General features: G+C 56.7%; 17 protein-coding genes and 3 tRNA genes. 18 read left to right on the top strand and 2 right to left on the bottom strand.

Annotated features, from left to right (window positions below; all coding sequences use genetic code 11):
• Positions 1–22: 22 nt before the first annotated feature.
• The 17 genes from HQL63_04745 to HQL63_04665 all read left to right on the top strand — a co-directional run bounded on the left by HQL63_04745 (position 23) and on the right by HQL63_04665 (position 14,592).
• A complete protein-coding gene (locus tag HQL63_04745) occupies positions 23–868 on the top strand; it encodes a prephenate dehydratase (protein ID MBF0176140.1) in 846 nt (281 codons plus the stop codon).
• Entirely contained in the window at positions 865–1,692 is an 828-nt protein-coding gene (locus tag HQL63_04740; GenBank protein MBF0176139.1) for a prolipoprotein diacylglyceryl transferase, read from the top strand. The genes HQL63_04745 and HQL63_04740 overlap by 4 nt, the downstream gene beginning before the upstream one ends.
• A gap of 7 nt (positions 1,693–1,699) precedes the next feature.
• Positions 1,700–3,502 carry an excinuclease ABC subunit UvrC gene (uvrC, locus tag HQL63_04735; protein MBF0176138.1) on the top strand — a complete coding sequence of 601 codons (1,803 nt, stop codon included), beginning with the start codon at positions 1,700–1,702 and terminating at the stop codon, positions 3,500–3,502.
• 12 nt (positions 3,503–3,514) lie between these two features.
• Entirely contained in the window at positions 3,515–4,066 is a 552-nt protein-coding gene (pgsA, locus tag HQL63_04730) for a CDP-diacylglycerol--glycerol-3-phosphate 3-phosphatidyltransferase (protein MBF0176137.1), read from the top strand.
• 190 nt (positions 4,067–4,256) lie between these two features.
• Positions 4,257–4,331: transfer RNA gene (locus HQL63_04725), tRNA-Gly, on the top strand.
• 69 nt (positions 4,332–4,400) lie between these two features.
• Positions 4,401–4,477 (top strand) — tRNA-Cys (locus HQL63_04720).
• Between the two features lie 33 nt (positions 4,478–4,510).
• Positions 4,511–4,585, top strand: a tRNA-Gly gene (locus HQL63_04715).
• Between the two features lie 221 nt (positions 4,586–4,806).
• Complete coding sequence (locus HQL63_04710) at positions 4,807–5,340, top strand: NYN domain-containing protein (GenBank protein ID MBF0176136.1); 534 nt, start codon at positions 4,807–4,809, stop codon at positions 5,338–5,340.
• Positions 5,341–5,579: 239 nt separating this feature from the next.
• Positions 5,580–6,515, top strand: coding sequence for an ACP S-malonyltransferase (gene fabD, locus HQL63_04705; protein ID MBF0176135.1), 936 nt, complete (start codon positions 5,580–5,582; stop codon positions 6,513–6,515).
• Between the two features lie 36 nt (positions 6,516–6,551).
• A complete protein-coding gene (gene fabG, locus HQL63_04700; protein MBF0176134.1) occupies positions 6,552–7,295 on the top strand; it encodes a 3-oxoacyl-[acyl-carrier-protein] reductase in 744 nt (247 codons plus the stop codon).
• Between the two features lie 98 nt (positions 7,296–7,393).
• A complete protein-coding gene (acpP, locus tag HQL63_04695) occupies positions 7,394–7,633 on the top strand; it encodes an acyl carrier protein (protein MBF0176133.1) in 240 nt (79 codons plus the stop codon).
• A gap of 75 nt (positions 7,634–7,708) precedes the next feature.
• Entirely contained in the window at positions 7,709–8,956 is a 1,248-nt protein-coding gene (gene fabF, locus HQL63_04690; protein ID MBF0176132.1) for a beta-ketoacyl-ACP synthase II, read from the top strand.
• A gap of 7 nt (positions 8,957–8,963) precedes the next feature.
• Entirely contained in the window at positions 8,964–9,968 is a 1,005-nt protein-coding gene (mltG, locus tag HQL63_04685) for an endolytic transglycosylase MltG (GenBank protein ID MBF0176131.1), read from the top strand.
• A 22-nt stretch (positions 9,969–9,990) separates the two neighbouring features.
• Positions 9,991–10,620, top strand: a complete 630-nt coding sequence (locus HQL63_04680; protein ID MBF0176130.1) for a dTMP kinase — start codon at positions 9,991–9,993, stop codon at positions 10,618–10,620.
• Complete coding sequence (locus HQL63_04675) at positions 10,601–11,653, top strand: hypothetical protein (protein MBF0176129.1); 1,053 nt, start codon at positions 10,601–10,603, stop codon at positions 11,651–11,653. Before HQL63_04680 ends, HQL63_04675 begins: the two co-directional genes overlap by 20 nt.
• A gap of 211 nt (positions 11,654–11,864) precedes the next feature.
• Positions 11,865–13,178: a hypothetical protein gene (locus HQL63_04670; protein MBF0176128.1), complete on the top strand. Its 1,314-nt coding sequence runs from the start codon at positions 11,865–11,867 to the stop codon at positions 13,176–13,178.
• A 4-nt stretch (positions 13,179–13,182) separates the two neighbouring features.
• Positions 13,183–14,592 (top strand): YchF/TatD family DNA exonuclease, encoded by a 1,410-nt coding sequence (locus tag HQL63_04665; GenBank protein MBF0176127.1) that lies wholly within the window; start codon positions 13,183–13,185, stop codon positions 14,590–14,592.
• Between the two features lie 148 nt (positions 14,593–14,740).
• Here the strand turns inward: HQL63_04665 and HQL63_04660 are convergent, their stop codons facing one another.
• On the bottom strand, positions 14,741–14,899 hold the full coding sequence (locus tag HQL63_04660) for a hypothetical protein (GenBank protein MBF0176126.1): 159 nt from the start codon (positions 14,897–14,899) through the stop codon (positions 14,741–14,743).
• A gap of 268 nt (positions 14,900–15,167) precedes the next feature.
• Between HQL63_04660 and HQL63_04655 the strand changes: the two genes are divergently transcribed.
• Complete coding sequence (locus HQL63_04655) at positions 15,168–15,680, top strand: response regulator transcription factor (GenBank protein ID MBF0176125.1); 513 nt, start codon at positions 15,168–15,170, stop codon at positions 15,678–15,680.
• A gap of 208 nt (positions 15,681–15,888) precedes the next feature.
• Here the strand turns inward: HQL63_04655 and HQL63_04650 are convergent, their stop codons facing one another.
• The gene (locus HQL63_04650) at positions 15,889–16,095 is read right to left on the bottom strand and encodes a hypothetical protein (protein MBF0176124.1); all 207 of its coding nucleotides are present in this window, start codon (positions 16,093–16,095) and stop codon (positions 15,889–15,891) included.
• Between the last annotated feature and the right edge of the window lie 171 nt (positions 16,096–16,266).

The raw sequence follows: 16,266 nt of genomic DNA, 5'->3' as shown, positions 1-16,266 counted from the left end.
AGGAATTGTGGGATGCACGGACATGATCGCCTTTCAGGGTAAGCGCGGGGCCTACAGTGAACAGGCTTGTCGGGAGAAACTGCCAGGTCGGGATCTGCTCCCCTGCTACAGTTTCGAGGATGTTTTTCTGGCTGTGGAGGATGGAAAGGCTGCCATCGGCATGTTGCCCGTCGAGAACAGCATGGCGGGTGTGGTCAGCGACAGTTATGACCTGTTGGCAACCCACAAACTGCATATCGTTGGGGAGCACTACCTGTTGGTGCGTCACTCCCTGTTGGGATTGCCCGATGCCCACCTCGACGGGGTGAAGGCGGTCTATTCCCATCCTCAGGGGTTGGCCCAGTGTCGAGCTTTCCTGAAACGCTACAACTGGGTACGTTTTTCCGTCTACGATACAGCCGGGGCTGCGGCGGATCTGGTGGAACGCGGCAACCCTGCGGATGTGGCCGTTGCTTCCGAGCTGTGTGCGGATCTGTACGGGTTGAAGGTGTTGAAGAGGGATATTCAGGATTGCCGCATGAACACCACCCGTTTTCTCCTGGTGGCCAGAGATGAGGTCGCGCCCCCGGATGACCTTCCGTGCAAGACCAGTTTGCTGTTTGCCGTGCGCAACATTCCGGCTGCTCTCTACAAGTGTCTGGGCGGTTTTGCCACCAATGGCGTCAATTTGACCCGACTGGAGTCGAGACCCATCCAGGGCATGCCCTGGGCCTACCACTTTTATCTGGATTTTCAGGGACGCCCGAACGATGTCTCCGTCAGACATGCCCTGGATGAATTGAAATTTTTCACCAACAGCATTAAATATCTCGGCTGCTATCCGGAATCGGACAAGCCTGAACCTCCCGAAGGAGATCAAGCCGCATGATTGCCTTTCCTCATCTGGATCCGGTCATTGTTCAGATCGGTCCCCTGGGAATTCGCTGGTACGGGATGATGTACACGTTGGCCTTCATTCTAGGCTGGCCGCTTCTCAAGTATCGTGCGAAACGTCATCTACCCCACCTGGACCGGGATATGCTGGGGGATCTTGTGGTGTGGATCCTGGCTGGCGTCATTCTGGGTGGGCGCCTGGGTTATGTTCTCTTCTACCAGTATGCCCATGTCAGGGCCGATCCTTGGGTCATCCTCAGGGTGTGGGAAGGGGGCATGTCCTTTCACGGGGGGCTTGTTGGCGTTTTGTTCCTTTGCTATGTGTTTTCCCGTCGGCGCAACATCTCCTGTCTGACCTTGGCGGATATGGCCATTCCCATCTTTCCCCTGGGGCTTTTTTTGGGACGTATCGGCAATTTCATCAACGGTGAGCTTTGGGGCCGCACAACGGACTTGCCATGGGGTATGGTTTTTCCCGGGGCTGGGAGTTTGCCACGGCATCCGAGCCAACTTTACGAGGCCGCACTGGAAGGCGTTGTTCTGTTTGTCATTCTTTGGTGGTTGGGGCGCCGTGAGCGGCCCCGTGGTTTCATGTTGGGGGCTTTTCTGGCGTTCTACGCCCTGTTTCGTTTTTTGGTGGAGTTTGTCCGGGAACCGGATGTGCAGCTTGGCTATTTGAGTTTTGGCCTCACCATGGGCCAATGGTTGACGCTGCCCATGGCCATCATTGGGGTGGGCATGATGTTGCTGGCCGTGCTGCAACCGGCGACAGAGTCAGAGGCTGCGCCTTCCGCGTCAGAGACCGAGCCCCCCGCGTGAACTGGCCATGCACCCGCTGCATGCAACCTTGGAGGGATTGCCGGAATTGCCCGGGGTCTACCGCTTCCTGAACGAAGGGGGAGATCTTCTTTACGTCGGCAAGGCAAAATCCTTGAAGCGGCGTGTCTCGTCTTATTTTTCCCGTGCTCTCGCACTTCCACGCATCCAGGTGATGATCCAGCAGGCGCGCCGTCTGGAGATCACCATCACGGCATCGGAGACCGATGCCCTCATCCTTGAAGCCCATTTGATCAGGGAGTTGCAACCCCGCTACAACGTCTTGCTCAAGGACAGTAAATCCTATCCCTATCTTCACCTTTCCACGCAGCAGAGGTTTCCGCGTCTTTCCCTTTATCGGGGAGGGAGGCAGGAGGCAGGCCGGTATTTCGGCCCCTATCCATCGGTGCAGGCTGTCAGAGAAACTTTAAAATATTTACAGAAAATATTTCCCATCCGGCAATGTGACGATGGACAGTTTCAAAGTCGCCGCCGCCCGTGTCTGCAATTCCAAATCCGCCGCTGTTCCGGACCCTGTTGTGAACGCACCTCTGAGGAACAATATGCCAACTGGATCCGGGAAGTGGTTCTGTTTTTGGAGGGGCGCGACCGGCAGTTGGTTGAGGAACTTGCCAAATCCATGTGGGAGGCCTCGGAACGCCATGATTTTGAGACCGCTGCCATGTTGCGGGATCGGATGCAGTCGATTCGACATGTCCAGGAAAAGAGACGTCTCGACCTGGAACCGGATGATGATCTGGACGCCGTCTGCATTGTCGAGCGGGAAGGGGTCCATGCCGTCCAGGTTTTTTTCATTCGCGCCGGCATCAACCTGGGCAATCGGGGGTTTTTCCCGGAGAATACGGCAGGCGTTCCCGTGGCAGAGGTGCTGGAGGCCTTTCTGATGCAATTTTATGCAGACAAAAAACCTCCTCGCGAAATTCTGGTCAATCTGGTGGTGCCGGACGTCGAGTGGCTCTCCAAGGCGTTGGGCGCCACCCTGCGATTCCCCCAACGAGGTGGACGCCGCCGCATCCTGGAAATGGCCACCACCAATGCGGCTGCGGCACTGGTGCGCCGCCTGGGCGGGGAGGCGGAAAATCGGCGCCGGCTGGAGCAACTGGCCGCAGCGCTTGGCCTGGATGGGACATTGGAACGCCTCGAAGCATATGATGTATCCCATATCCAGGATCGGAACGTTGTTGGTTCCCGGGTGGTGTTCGGCGTTTCCGGGTTCGTCAGGAGCGGCTACCGACGTTATGCCTTGACGGACGACCGCCTGCATGACGATACGGCCCGTATGGCCGCCATGTTGCGGCGAAGATTGACCAAACTGCAACAGGAGTCCGCAGCGGAGGAACAACCTGACTTGATCATCCTTGACGGTGGTTTGGGACAGTTGCATGCTGTCATGGATGTCGCCCGGGAAATCCAAGCTTCGGCGATCCCGTTATGCGCCATGGCCAAAGGCGCTGATCGCCACGCGGGAAAAGAGCGGCTCTTCTTGCCGGACAAGTTGTCGCCCGTTATACTCCCTCCCGATTCGCCGGTTTTGTTTTTGTTGCAAAATATTCGCGATGAGGCCCATCGTTTCGCCGTTGGCTACCATCGGCACAAACGGAGCCGTGAACAGACCCGTTCCGATCTGGATGCCATCCCAGGCATCGGAAGCAAACGCAAAAGGGCCTTGATTCGTCACTTCGGTTCTGTCAAAAACCTACGCGGCGCTTCGGTAGTCGAGTTGACCGCTGTCAAGGGGATCGCGCTGGGCTTGGCTGAGCAGATCCACACCATGTTGCACAGTGAAGGGTAGTTGGCGTCTGCCATGGCTTGGAACCATCTTCCGAATTTTTTAACGGCTGTGCGTATTGGCTTGATCCCTTTTTTCGTGGCCAGTGTCTACCTGCCCGGGAGTTGGGGAAAAATTTTGCCGGCGCTGTTTTTTTCCCTGGCCGCCATTACGGATTGGGCAGACGGGTTTGCGGCCAGGCGTTGGGGGTTGTTGACCCCCTTCGGAAAATTTTTTGATCCTGTCGCGGACAAATTGTTGATCATTTCTGCCCTGGTTTTGTTGGTGTCGGAAGGGCGTGCGCCCCTGGTTCTTGTCCTGCTCATCACGGCTCGGGAGATCACCATCACCGGCTTGCGGGAGTATATGGCCGGTTTGGGTTCATCCGTGCCTGTTTCTGGTCTCGCCAAATGGAAGACCGGTTTCCAGATGGCCGCCATCATTATGCTCATGCTCCAGGATGGCCTGCTTGGTTTGCCTTTGGCTGGGCCGGGTGAGTTGTGCCTCTATATTTGCACGATCCTTACCTGGCAGACCGGGTATCAATATTTGGCACAGGCTTGGCCCCGTATCCGTTCCAGTATTTGACGTTCGGGCGGAGGTGATTTTGGGGTGGTTGCATTCATGGGGGGTTGACGGGTCTTTGTTTATCTTTTATAAAGCGGAGGTTCTGTCCGGGGGGCCTTTGTTCAGCCTGGCCGGTCTCGGGTCTCTCTTTCAGGGTGTGAGAGGTGACATACTCTGACGGGGATGGTGTGGTATTGCGTAGGATTTTCAAGCGGGAGTAGCTCAGGGGTAGAGCGCAACCTTGCCAAGGTTGATGTCGGGGGTTCGACTCCCCTCTCCCGCTCCATGTTGGCTCCTGTGTGTCGGGGGCGGGCGTGGCAGTCTCTCCCCTCACCTGATGAAGATGGGGATGTATGGCCGGGTGGCGAAGTGGCCTAACGCTGAGGTCTGCAAAACCTTTATTCGTGGGTTCAAATCCCACCCCGGCCTCCACAATTTCCTGATGTGTCTGCGCGTCTCTGGTGTGCGGGAGTAGCTCAGGGGTAGAGCGCAACCTTGCCAAGGTTGATGTCGGGGGTTCGACTCCCCTCTCCCGCTCCAATCATTTCTTTGCTGCATTGACTGGATGGTTTTGTTTTTTGTCGCTCGGACACCCACCCCCTTCGGCGCCTCTTTATATCCGAGTGCGGGATTTTTTTTGGACGCATCCTCTCCTGTCGTGAGCTTTGCGGCAGTTCTTGCCTGGGCAGTGTCGGGAGGATGAGGAAACCATGGCATCGTTATCCGGTGTGCTGCCCTCTTCCAAACAAAGGATTTCACGAATGTTTTATCAGGATGAAAAAGTGGCTGTCTTCATTGATGGGTCCAATCTGTATGCGGCTATTCGTTCCCTTGGATTTGATTTTGATTACAAAAAGCTGCTTGACTACTTCCATGCCCGGTGCCGGCTGGTGCGCGCCTACTATTATACGGCGCTGGGGGATGACCAGGAGTACTCTCCCATTCGCCCTCTGGTGGATTGGCTTGCCTACAATGGCTATACCGTTGTGACCAAACCCATCAAGGAGTATGTGGATCCCGTCACCGGGAACAAGAGAACCAAGGGCAACATGGATATCGAAATCGCTGTGGGCATGATCAGTATGGCGCCTTATTATGATCATGCCGTCCTTTTTTCTGGTGACGGTGATTTTCGCTCCATCGTCGAGGCCGTACAAAACCTTGGCAAACAGGTTACCGTGGTCAGCTCCCTGGTGACCCATCCGCCCATGATCGCCGATGAGCTGCGCCGCCAGGCCGATGAGTTTATCGAATTGGATTCGATCAAGGACAGCCTGATCCGACGATCTTCCTGAGCCGAAAGAGCGATTCCTGGGCTGGGAGAGTGCAGGAGTTTGGGAAAAATTTACCTCTTTTCCCATGATCCCTTGCGTGAATGGTTTGAACCTTATATTTACGTCTGCGCAATGAGGTCCAGGTCAAGGGCCTTGTTTTCCCTGAGTGGCAGGGAATCCCCAGTGCCCGTGTTTTTCGAGGTGTGGACCGACGGTTGGGTCGCCCCGTTCCTCCGGGATTGTTTGAAAGGATTTAAGCTATGGGAAAGAGAGCCTTCCTGTTTCCGGGGCAAGGAGCCCAGGCTGTGGGCATGGGGCAGGCCTTGTTGGCCTGCGGTGAGCTGATCGGCGACGTGTTTTCCGAAGCCGACCGGGTGCTGGGTTTTTCCTTGAGTCGGTTGATGCTGGAGGGACCGGAGGCAAAGCTGACCTTGACGGAAAATACACAGCCTGCCCTGGTGACGACGGCCATGGCGGCCTTTCGGTTGGTTCTCTCCAAAACCGGATTGCGACCGGATTATGTCGCTGGCCACTCGCTGGGGGAGTATGCGGCTGTTTGTGCCGCAGGTGGCATCACGTTTGCCGAGGCGGTGGCGCTGGTCCGGTTGCGCGGGCAGTCCATGCAACAGGCTGTTCCGGTGGGTGTCGGGGCCATGGCTGCCATACTCAATCTCCCCGCAGCGCAGGTCGAGGAAGTGTGTCGCCAGTCGCAAGCCGAAACCGGTGGGGTGTGTGTTGCCGCCAACTACAACTCCTCGGCCCAGATTGTCATTTCCGGCCACAAACATGCTGTGGAGAAGGCTGTGGAGATGGCCAAGGGAGCAGGAGCCAAGCGCTCGGTCATGTTGGCCGTCTCTGCCCCCTTTCATTGCCCTCTCATGGAGCCTGCGGCCCGGCAGATGTCTGCGGCCATGGAGAAGATATCGTTCAAGGATCTCTCTGCGCCCCTGGTTTCCAACGTGACAGCCCGTGAGGTGTCCCTCGGCGACGAGGTGCGCAAGGGCCTTGTACAGGCTATTACGGCGCCTGTCATGTGGGAGGCGATCATCCACCGGTTGGTCGCCCTGGGCGTGGATCTTTTTATCGAACTGGGAACCGGCAAGGTTTTGAGTGGCATGGTCAAGCGGATCGATAAAAATTTGGCCGTTTTCAATGTTTCTGGTCCTGAGGATCTGGCAGCCCTGCCTGCGGCTTGATCCCCTTCCACTTAAGCAACATGTTCAGGGTCTGCCATGCTTATGAAAGATCGCGTTGCCCTTGTTACGGGTTCGACCAGTGGAATCGGAAGGGTGACGGCGTTGGAACTTGCCCGTCGCGGGGCGAAGCTTATCATCACCAGCAATGAGGCTCAGAAGATCCCGGAGGTCTTGCAGGAGGTGCGGGCCCTCTCCGCCGAGGCGGAAGGATACGAGGCGGATATGGCCTCACGCTCCCGCCTCGAAGAGGTGGTCAAACAAGCTACAGAACGATTCGGTCGCATCGACATTCTGGTGAACAATGCGGGCATCACCCGTGACAACCTGATGATCCGGATGAAGGATTCCGAGTGGGATGATGTGCTGAACATCAACCTCACCAGTGCCTTCCATCTGACCCGTATGGTTCTTCGTTCCATGATGAAGGCGCGCTATGGGCGCATCATCAGTGTTGCCTCGGTTGTCGGCGTTACGGGCAATGCCGGCCAGGCCAATTATGCGGCCAGCAAGGCAGGTTTGATGGGCTTTACCAAGAGCTTGGCCCGGGAAGTGGCATCGCGCGGAGTGACAGCCAATTGTGTGGCGCCTGGTTTCATCCAGACCCGTATGACCGATGTGCTGGGTGCGACGGCAAAAGAAGCCATGCTGGCGCAAATACCCCTGGGGGCCATGGGGCGGGCAGAGGATGTGGCCTACGCGATTGCTTTTTTGGCCTCGGATGAGGCCGGTTACATCACGGGGGAGACCATTCACGTCAATGGCGGCATGTACATGTCTTGATGGATTGCCTGTTGTTGTTGAAGATGTTTTGTCTGGTTTCCCCGTGCATGCGGTCTGGTTTTGTCATCAAAAATTGCAGATAGAAGGGATAAGATCTCATGAGCGATATTGCACAGCGCGTCATTAAGACCGTGATCGATCAGTTGGGTGTGGATGCAAATATGGTGACCGAAGAGTCCAACTTTGTGGATGACCTCGGGGCAGACTCTCTGGATACAGTTGAGCTGGTCATGGCCCTTGAAGAGGAGTTTGGTTGCGAAATTCCTGACGAGGATGCCGAAAAAATCACAACCGTCAAACAGGCCGTTGACTATATCGCAGCGCGCCTCGCATCTTGATCTTGAAACAAGTCAATTTGCAGCGTCAGCCTCGTCTGCCGAGCGGCTGGCGCTCATTTTTTGGGAGAGCCTCCTGTGGATCGTAGAGTGGTCATCACCGGGGTGGGTCTGATTACCCCTTGCGGCACCGGCAACGAGAAGACTTGGTCGGCCTTGCTGGCGGGCAGGTCAGGCATCGGCCCCATCACCCGCTTCAACGCCGAGGAGTATTCCACACGCATTGCCGGAGAGTGCAGGGATTTCAATCCCGAAGATTGGATCCCCAAAAAAGAGATCAAAAAAATGGATCTTTTTATTCACTTCGGCCTGGTTGCGGCCCAGTTCGCTTGGGAAGACAGCGGCCTGACCGTCAGCGAAGAAAATGCCACGCGCATCGGTACTATTATCGGCTCCGGCATCGGCGGCCTCATATCCATACAAAATCAGGCTTGGGCCCTGAAGGAAAAAGGACCACGTCGGATCTCCCCCTTCTTCATTCCCATGTCCCTCTCCAATCTGATCTCCGGGCATGTCGCCATCAAATATGGCCTCAAAGGCCCCAACCACTCCGTCGTGACGGCTTGTGCCACGGGCAGTCATGCCATCGGCGACGGCATGCGTATCATCAAACGGGGGGAGGCCGATGTCATGCTGGCCGGTGGTGCGGAGGCTGCCTTGTGTGAGCTCGGCGTTGGCGGGTTCGCTGCGGCCAAGGCCCTTTCCAGCCGCAACGACGATCCCCAGGCGGCCTCACGGCCCTGGGATCGGGATCGCGACGGCTTTGTCCCTTCTGAAGGGGCAGGAGTGGTGGTTCTCGAAGAGCTTGAATCCGCCAGGAAACGGGGAGCGAGAATTTATGCCGAGGTGTGCGGTTTCGGCATGTCCGGCGATGCCCACCATATCACGGCCCCGGATCCTGATGGCGACGGAGCGGCGCGGTGCATGAAGTCCGCCCTGGATGATGCGCGTATCTCTCCAGACAAGATCAACCATATCAATGCCCATGGTACCTCCACCCCCCTGGGAGATGTGGTGGAGACGATGGCCATCAAGAGAGTCTTTGGCGCAGAAGATGCCAAACGGGTCATGGTTTGCTCCACGAAGTCCATGACCGGTCATCTCCTGGGCGCCGCCGGTGGCGTGGAGGCCATCTTTACGGCCTTGGCGCTGCATCATGGCGTCGTTCCCCCCACGATCAACCTCGATGCGCCCGATATTGAAGCCGGATGCGATCTGGACTATGTGCCGCATACCGCCAGGGAAAAGAAACTGGAATACGCCATGTCCAACTCTTTCGGATTTGGAGGGACGAACGCTTCATTGGTGCTGAAGCGTTACGATTGAGCCCTCCTTGAAACGGTTCTTCGACAATTGGCGTCTTATCACCATGGGTGGGGTTGTCCTCGGATCTTTCATTGTCTCCAGTTATCTCTATAAAGATTTCAGGGGCTTTCGGGAGTACGAGGTTCCGGGGTCTGTCGAATTGGCCGTTCAAAAGGGGTGGGGAATACAAAAGACAGCCCACGAATTGGCGCAGTTGGGAATCGTATCCTCGCCAACGTGGTTCGTGCTTCTGGGCGTGGTGCGCGATTCGATCCTTTTTCAGGCCGGGTATTACCGTTTTGAAAAGGGGATGCGTGTTGATGCGATTCTTGATCGTCTCCGGCGTGGCGATGTCGCCAAAGGGAAGCTGGTGATTGCGGAGGGGTTGACGCTGCGAGAGGTTGCCGATCACCTAAAAAAAAAGGATCTCCTGGAAGCTGCGATGGCTGTGGCTGACCCGGGCCTGCCTGCGCGTTTGGGGCTGGAGGCCCACTCCCTGGAGGGCTTTCTGTTCCCGAACACCTACTACTATCGCATCAAGGATCCGAAGGACGATATCATTCTGCGCATGGTCACTCAGGGCAAAAAGGTTTTGGATCAGGAGTGGATGACACGTCCTCCCGGGTATACCCTGTCGATCTACGAGACCCTGATCATCGCTTCCATGATCGAAAAAGAGACGGGCAACGCTGCGGAACGGCCCCATGTCTCCGGGGTGTTCCACAATCGCCTGCGGCGCAAAATGAAGTTGCAAAGTGACCCGACCGTCGTTTACGGGATTCCCAATTTCATGGGTTCTTTGACCCGGGCCCAACTGTTGGCGCCCACGCCTTATAACACGTATACCATTCCTGGACTTCCACCGACACCGATCTGCAATCCGGGTCGGGCCTCCATCCATGCCGCCCTGCATCCAGAGGAGAGCGAGGATCTTTATTTCGTCTCCCGGGGTGATGGGACGCACATTTTTTCGCGTAATCTGTCCGAGCACAATAAAAATGTTGTGCGCTTCCAGCATCCAGGTGGTCGCTGAGGGCGGCAGGAAGGGGGGGGGCATGCGTGGCCGTTTCATCACCTTTGAGGGGGTTGAGGGAGCCGGCAAATCCACGCAAATCGCGATGCTGTCCCAGTTCCTGCACTCCCGGGGCGTTGTGGTGCATGCCACTCGGGAGCCGGGCGGTTCGCCCTTGGCGGAGCGTATCCGGGAGTTGTTCCTGGCCGGTGATGCGGAAGGGGTGTGCGCCGAGACAGAGTTGTATCTGATTCTTGCGGCGCGTGCCCAGCATGTTGGCGAGGTCATCCGTCCTGCGTTGATCCGGGGAACCTGGGTGTTGTGTGACCGTTTCCAAGACAGTACGCTGGCTTATCAGGGCTATGGTCGTGGTCTGGATTCGGAAATGATCGTGCGCCTGGGGGCGCTGGCCAGAGGTGGCCTTGTGCCGGACCTGACCATCTTGTTGGACGTTGACCCCGAAACAGGTTTGACAAGATGCCACCACCGCTTGACCCTTTTGACGCGACTGGATCAAGAAAACCTGGCGTTTCATCGTCGGGTCCGGGAGGGTTTTTTGCACCTTGCCCGCCAGGAGCCGGAAAGGATTCATCTTGTGGATGCCTCGCAATCCCCTGAGGTGATTTTTCAGCAGATTCAGGCAAGGCTTGGTGATGTCCACTCCAGGATTTGAGAGTATCTGCGGACATCGGGAGGCATTGGCGCGATTGCAGGGTTTTTTGCAGAGCGGGCGCGTGCCGCATGCCATGATTTTTTCCGGTCCTTCCGGCATTGGCAAGGCGAGCGTGGCTTGCGCCTTTGCAGCGGCGCTCTTTTGTCACCAGCAGACTCGAAGCGGCGCCGGGATGGGCTGTTCGGGGTGTGGTCGCTGTGAAAGGTGTCGCACCATCCACGACAAGGTCATGGGGGGATACCATCCGGACCTGGTGCGGGTGGGGTTGTTGTCCGCTTCTGGCGATGGTCGGGAGGCGGAGGATGCGGGTTCCGGTGAAAAGCTGAAAACCCGAATTGTGGTCGAACAAATTCGTGAACTATGTAGTTTTCTTGCGCTGACCCCCCTGGAGGCCGGATGCAAGGTGGCCATCGTGGATGACGCTGCCTTGATGAATGAAGGGGCCGCGCATGCCCTCCTGAAAACCCTTGAAGAGCCCCCGCCCGGTTCACTGCTTGTTTTGAACACCCGTCGTTTGGGAGCTTTGTTGCCGACCATCCGGTCACGCTGCCAGATGATCCGTTTCTTTCCCCTGAGCCGGGAAGAGTTGATGCAGGTGGCATCCAGACAACTGGCAGACATGGACCAGGAAACCCGCGATGAAGCGATCAACCATGCCGAAGGGAGCGTCAGTCGGTTGATCCAACTATGTACTAGTGATTTCAAGGAATTGAAAGATAGGTTCTATCTGGATATGGAAAAATTGCCACGCTGTTCGTTGGCGGCGCTTTGTGAGATCGCCGCATTTTGGACGCACAAAAAGCAACCCGAACGATTTCTGTTGGCCCAGGCCTTTCTCATGGCGTGGTTCCGGGATAATATCCGGGAGAGCGTTTCCTGTTGGCAGACAGGGGGTTCGGCAATCCTGGCCCTTGACCTGGGCCGAAAAAGCCGGGAGATGTTTCGACAGGCGGAAACCTTCAATCTGAATCGGCAGATGGTCATGGAGACGTTGTTGATCCATTTGGCGCGTTGGCGGGGCGCTTCCTTCTGAATGATAACAGAAATTTAAGGCAATGATCCGCCACCCGGCCACGCATCGGTGTCCAGGATGTGGGCTCCCTGGCATGGCTTCAGGCAGAATCCAGGTGGAGTTCGGGGCGAAGCCCTGACAAAGGCTTTCATATCCAATCTCTTGTTCAAATGGTGCCGAACAATTACACGTGTAAATGGGTGCAGCGCAGATGGACAAGGTGGCGTTCACAATGGATGCACAGGAGACGGTTACAGATATCCCGGTTGATTTAAAGCTGGATGCCGAGGATGGGCCGGACGACTCCTGGGAGGATTTGACTGCTCCTCCGGATGTCATTTTGGAACCCATGGTCCGTGAGGATCCGGTCCCTGTTCCTCCAGGTGAGGTGTGGCAGATCGTCGGGATCCGTTTGCCGCACTCCTGCATGGTGTATCGGGTAGGAGCCAGGATGCAGATGTTGCAAGCCAACGGAAACGTTGTGGTGCAAACCTCGCACGGCGAAGAGAACGGCGTGGTGGTTTTTGCCTCCCACCAGGAGGAGATGCCAGCTCAGGAACGCCTCTATCCCGGTCCGATCAAGCAGATCAAACGGGCCCTTGACGGGGAGGAGTACGAACGGCGGCAATGGTGTCAGGAGAGGGAACTCCAGGCACGCATACTCTGCAAAGAGAGTATCCGCCAACTGGGTCTGGCCATGAAGCTTTCCAAGGTCACCTTCATGCCGGATGGCACCAAGGCGATCTTTTATTTCACAGCAGAAAATCGCGTCGATTTTCGGGAATTGGTTCGTATCCTGGCCCGGCATTTCCAGATGCGGGTGGAGATGCGGCAAATCGGGGTGCGGGATGAGACCCGGTTGCTGAATGGTCTCGGGCCCTGTGGCCGGACTTTTTGCTGTGCGGGACATTTGGACAAATTTTACCCGGTTTCGGTCAGAATGGCCAAAAATCAGGAGTTGTCCCTCAACCCGGATGCCATTTCCGGTGTGTGTGGACGCCTGATGTGTTGTCTGGGTTATGAAAATGAACTGTACCGGACGTTGCGCGGTACATTGCCCAAGGTCAACTGCCGAATGCGCACGCAGGATGGCCGGGAGGTGCAGATCCGCAACATTCATCCCATCCGTGGCACAGCGGAGGTTCAATTTTGTGACGAAACCGGGGGCAGGGCAAACTTGACTATTGCCGAACTGACCTACGTCAATCCGGAAGATCGGCCAGCCGGTGATCCGGATGTGGCTGAGGAGAGTGATGCGGTCGTGGAGGAGTTGGAACTCCCGGTCATGAACCCTCTTCCTCTCTCCGCCCCTTCCGGTGCGGCCCCTGCTGCAAGGAGAGGTGAAAAAGCCTCTTCCGGAAAACGGTCTGTGCCACGGCCCGAAGCGAAGCCCGAGGCGAGGGCTGAGGTGAAGGTTGCCGAAGGAGAGGGGGAGAAACGCAAACGTCGGCGGCGTGTGCGCAGAAAGAAGAGTCCAGAGAAAGAGCAGGTTACCCATAAAACGGCGCCAGGAAAGAGTGGCAAGGCCCCATCTGGAGAGAGATGAACGCATGAGCAGCGCCATGGTTTTTGCTGACAGCCACGCCCACCTCGATTTTCCGGATTTTCAGGGAGAGTGGGAGCAGGTATTTTTAGACGCCCAGTCCGCAGGTGTTGGTTTTGTCACGACGGTGGGCACACGTTTGAAGGATGCGGGGCGCCTCTGTGCCATGGCCGAAAGGTTTCCCAACCTGTATGCCACTGTCGGGATCCACCCACACTACGCTGAAGAGGAGAGCGTCACGGTCGGGGCCATCCTGGAAGCGTGTGAACACCCCAAGGTGGTTGCCATTGGGGAGACGGGTCTTGATTTTCATCATGACCGGAGTCCCCGACCCTTGCAGGAGGCCCATTTCCGGGAACATATTCGTGCCGCGCACCGGGCGGATTTGCCGTTGGTTGTCCATACCCGTGAGGCTGAAGAGGATACACGGCGTATCCTGGAAGAGGAGGGAATTCCGGGGCGCGGCGGCGTGATCCACTGCTTTACGGGTTCACAAGAGTTGGCCGATTGGGCTTTGTTGCGGGGTTTTCATCTCTCGTTTTCGGGTGTCGTCACCTTCCGCAACGCCCATGCTTTGCGTGACATAGCCTCCGGGATACCCCTGGAACGCATGTTGATCGAGACAGATGCGCCCTACCTGACGCCGGTACCGTTCCGGGGTAAGCGCAACGTTCCAGCGTATGTCGTGCATGTGGCACGCACTTTGGCGGAGTGGCGCCAGATCCCTCTGGCAGTGTTTGCTGCTGCCACAACTCGAAACTATCGCAAACTTTTTCGCATCGGCACATCGGGAGGGGGTGGGGTGTCTGCCACTTCTCCGGGCCTTCTGGCCTATACCATTGGCCAGGGGCTCTACCTGAATGTGACCCGGGGTTGCACCCTTCGCTGTCAATATTGCCCCAAGTGGCGTGACGAACCGGAGGTCCACGAGTATGACCTGACCTTGACTCGCAACCCCTCGGCAGCTGAGCTGATCGAAGCCATGGGGGAGGTATCCGGTTATGACGAGGTTGTCTTCTGCGGTTTTGGCGAACCGACGTTACGCCTGGCGGTGATTCTGGATGTCGCCGCCGAGATCAAACGCCGGGGGGGGCGCCGTGTACGGCTGAACACGGATGGCCTGGCCAATTTGCTTTATCGTGAGGATGTGACTCCGAAATTTCACGGAGTGATCGACGCTGTTTCCGTTTCCCTCACTGCACAGAACCAAGCCACTTACGACCGACTTTGCCGACCATCCCTGGCGGGCTCATATGAGGGCATGCTCGCCTTCATACGCGCCGTGCGTGCCCACGTCCCGGATGTGACCGCGACGGCCATTGACGGGGCTGAGGGTGTGGATATTGCTGCTTGTCACCACCTTGCCGAATCTTTGGGTGTCCGTTTTCGCGCCCGGCGCCTTGACAGGCTGGGTTGACCACGCCTCGTCAGGCCGGGCTGAACCCTGTGGCAGGGGTGCACCCCAAAGTCCCCGCCATCTTCGGCCACCCCCGTGGGGTGGGATGGCCGAAGCGGAGAGACCGCGCCGAAGGGTTTGGGCGGCCAGAAAGAGGTGTCAAACCCAATCAACTGAACTTTTTTCGGGAGGGCTGCGGGACATGCTCCAGGTACTGTTTGCCCAGCTCATCGAACAGCGCATTCAGAGACTTGACCACGAGTTCGAACTCACGAATGGATTGAGAAATGGGATCGCTTCCACCCATCGGTTCATTGCGGCGTTCCATTGGACTCTCCCTGCTGTTTGAAAGTTTTCCTCTTGCTCCCTGACCCTTTCATCGACCGCAGCGAAGGATCACTTGATCGAATTCTCACAAAAACGCAACTATTCGGCACTCTGACCCCGATCCGTTGTCGGGTGCTGACAGTTGCATGAAAGCTGGCAATATACGGGAAACCTGGATTTTGGTCACATTGTTTGTTATTGTTTTCCCTTGAAAACTCCTCTTCCCGAGAAAATGTTCCCGCAAGAGGGGGCAGAAGGGGGATGTTGGAATGAAAGTTCTGGTCATCGACGACGACCGGCTCGTGAATATCCTGATTGCCGAGATATTGCACGACGATGGTTATGAGATTCTCCAGGCCTTCGATGGTCCGAGTGGAATTGAACGATTCCAGGTTGACGGTCCAGATCTGGTGATCCTGGATGTCTGCATGCCCAATATGGACGGCTGCCAGGTTGCACGCGAAATCAAGCGTCTCTGTGCAGGCCGGTTCGTACCGATTCTTTTCCTGACAGCCATGACGGATGCGTATGATCTGGCCCAATGTCTTGATTCGGGTGGTGATGACCTGATCACCAAACCCTTCAATCAAAACCTTTTGGAGGCCAAGCTCCGGGCCTGGGAGCGCAATCTGAAGGTCGTGCGTGCCCAGGAAGAGAAAAACCTCCTTGCCCATACTTCCGAAACAGACCCGCCAAGCTCCATGGGGCAGATTTTGTCGCCTGAGGAGATGCGGGAGTTGAACAGCCTCACCCGTGGATTGCCAGGCAACGACGATCCTTGATTGCTGCCGAGCGTGGCGAATGTGCGCATGGCGAGAGAACGGGCATCGTTGCCGGGCGTGGCGAACGTGCGCACGGCGAGAGGGTCAGTCGGGCTGGATCAAGGGCAAGCGGGGGAGAAGAGAAGGGAGGACAGGACAGAGGTCGGAGGAGAGTTCTCCGGTGGGGATCCAAATCTCCCACCGGAGGGGTACACGGTCCGGTAACTCTTCAGGCACTCTCGGCTTGAGGAGCAACGCGGGAACTCGGAACCTGCTGTTTGGCCGGCAGTTTGGCAATCGCTTCCCTCAGTTTGAGGAGCTTGCGATGAACCCTTTGGGCATCTTCCAACGTCTTGAGTCCCACCACCACGTATTGCCGGTCATCCAGGTCGTAGATTCTGAAGTCGTTCTTTTTGGCTATGATGTGAAAGTCCATCGCTGTTCATCTTTCATGTTCATGCAGAACGGATTGGTGGGTGTTCATGGCCGGTAAATGCAGCTTCCGTTCCAGGTGGGGTATGTTTGGAAGTCACAATAAATTCAACAGTTCATGGGTGATGCGGATCATGGTCGTCAAGAAATTATCGCTTTTATCCCTTTTGCAAGG

Source organism: Magnetococcales bacterium, from assembly GCA_015231175.1.
In the GTDB taxonomy this organism is placed as follows: Bacteria; Pseudomonadota; Magnetococcia; order Magnetococcales; family DC0425bin3; genus HA3dbin3.
This window is presented reverse-complemented; position numbering and strand designations above follow the sequence as displayed.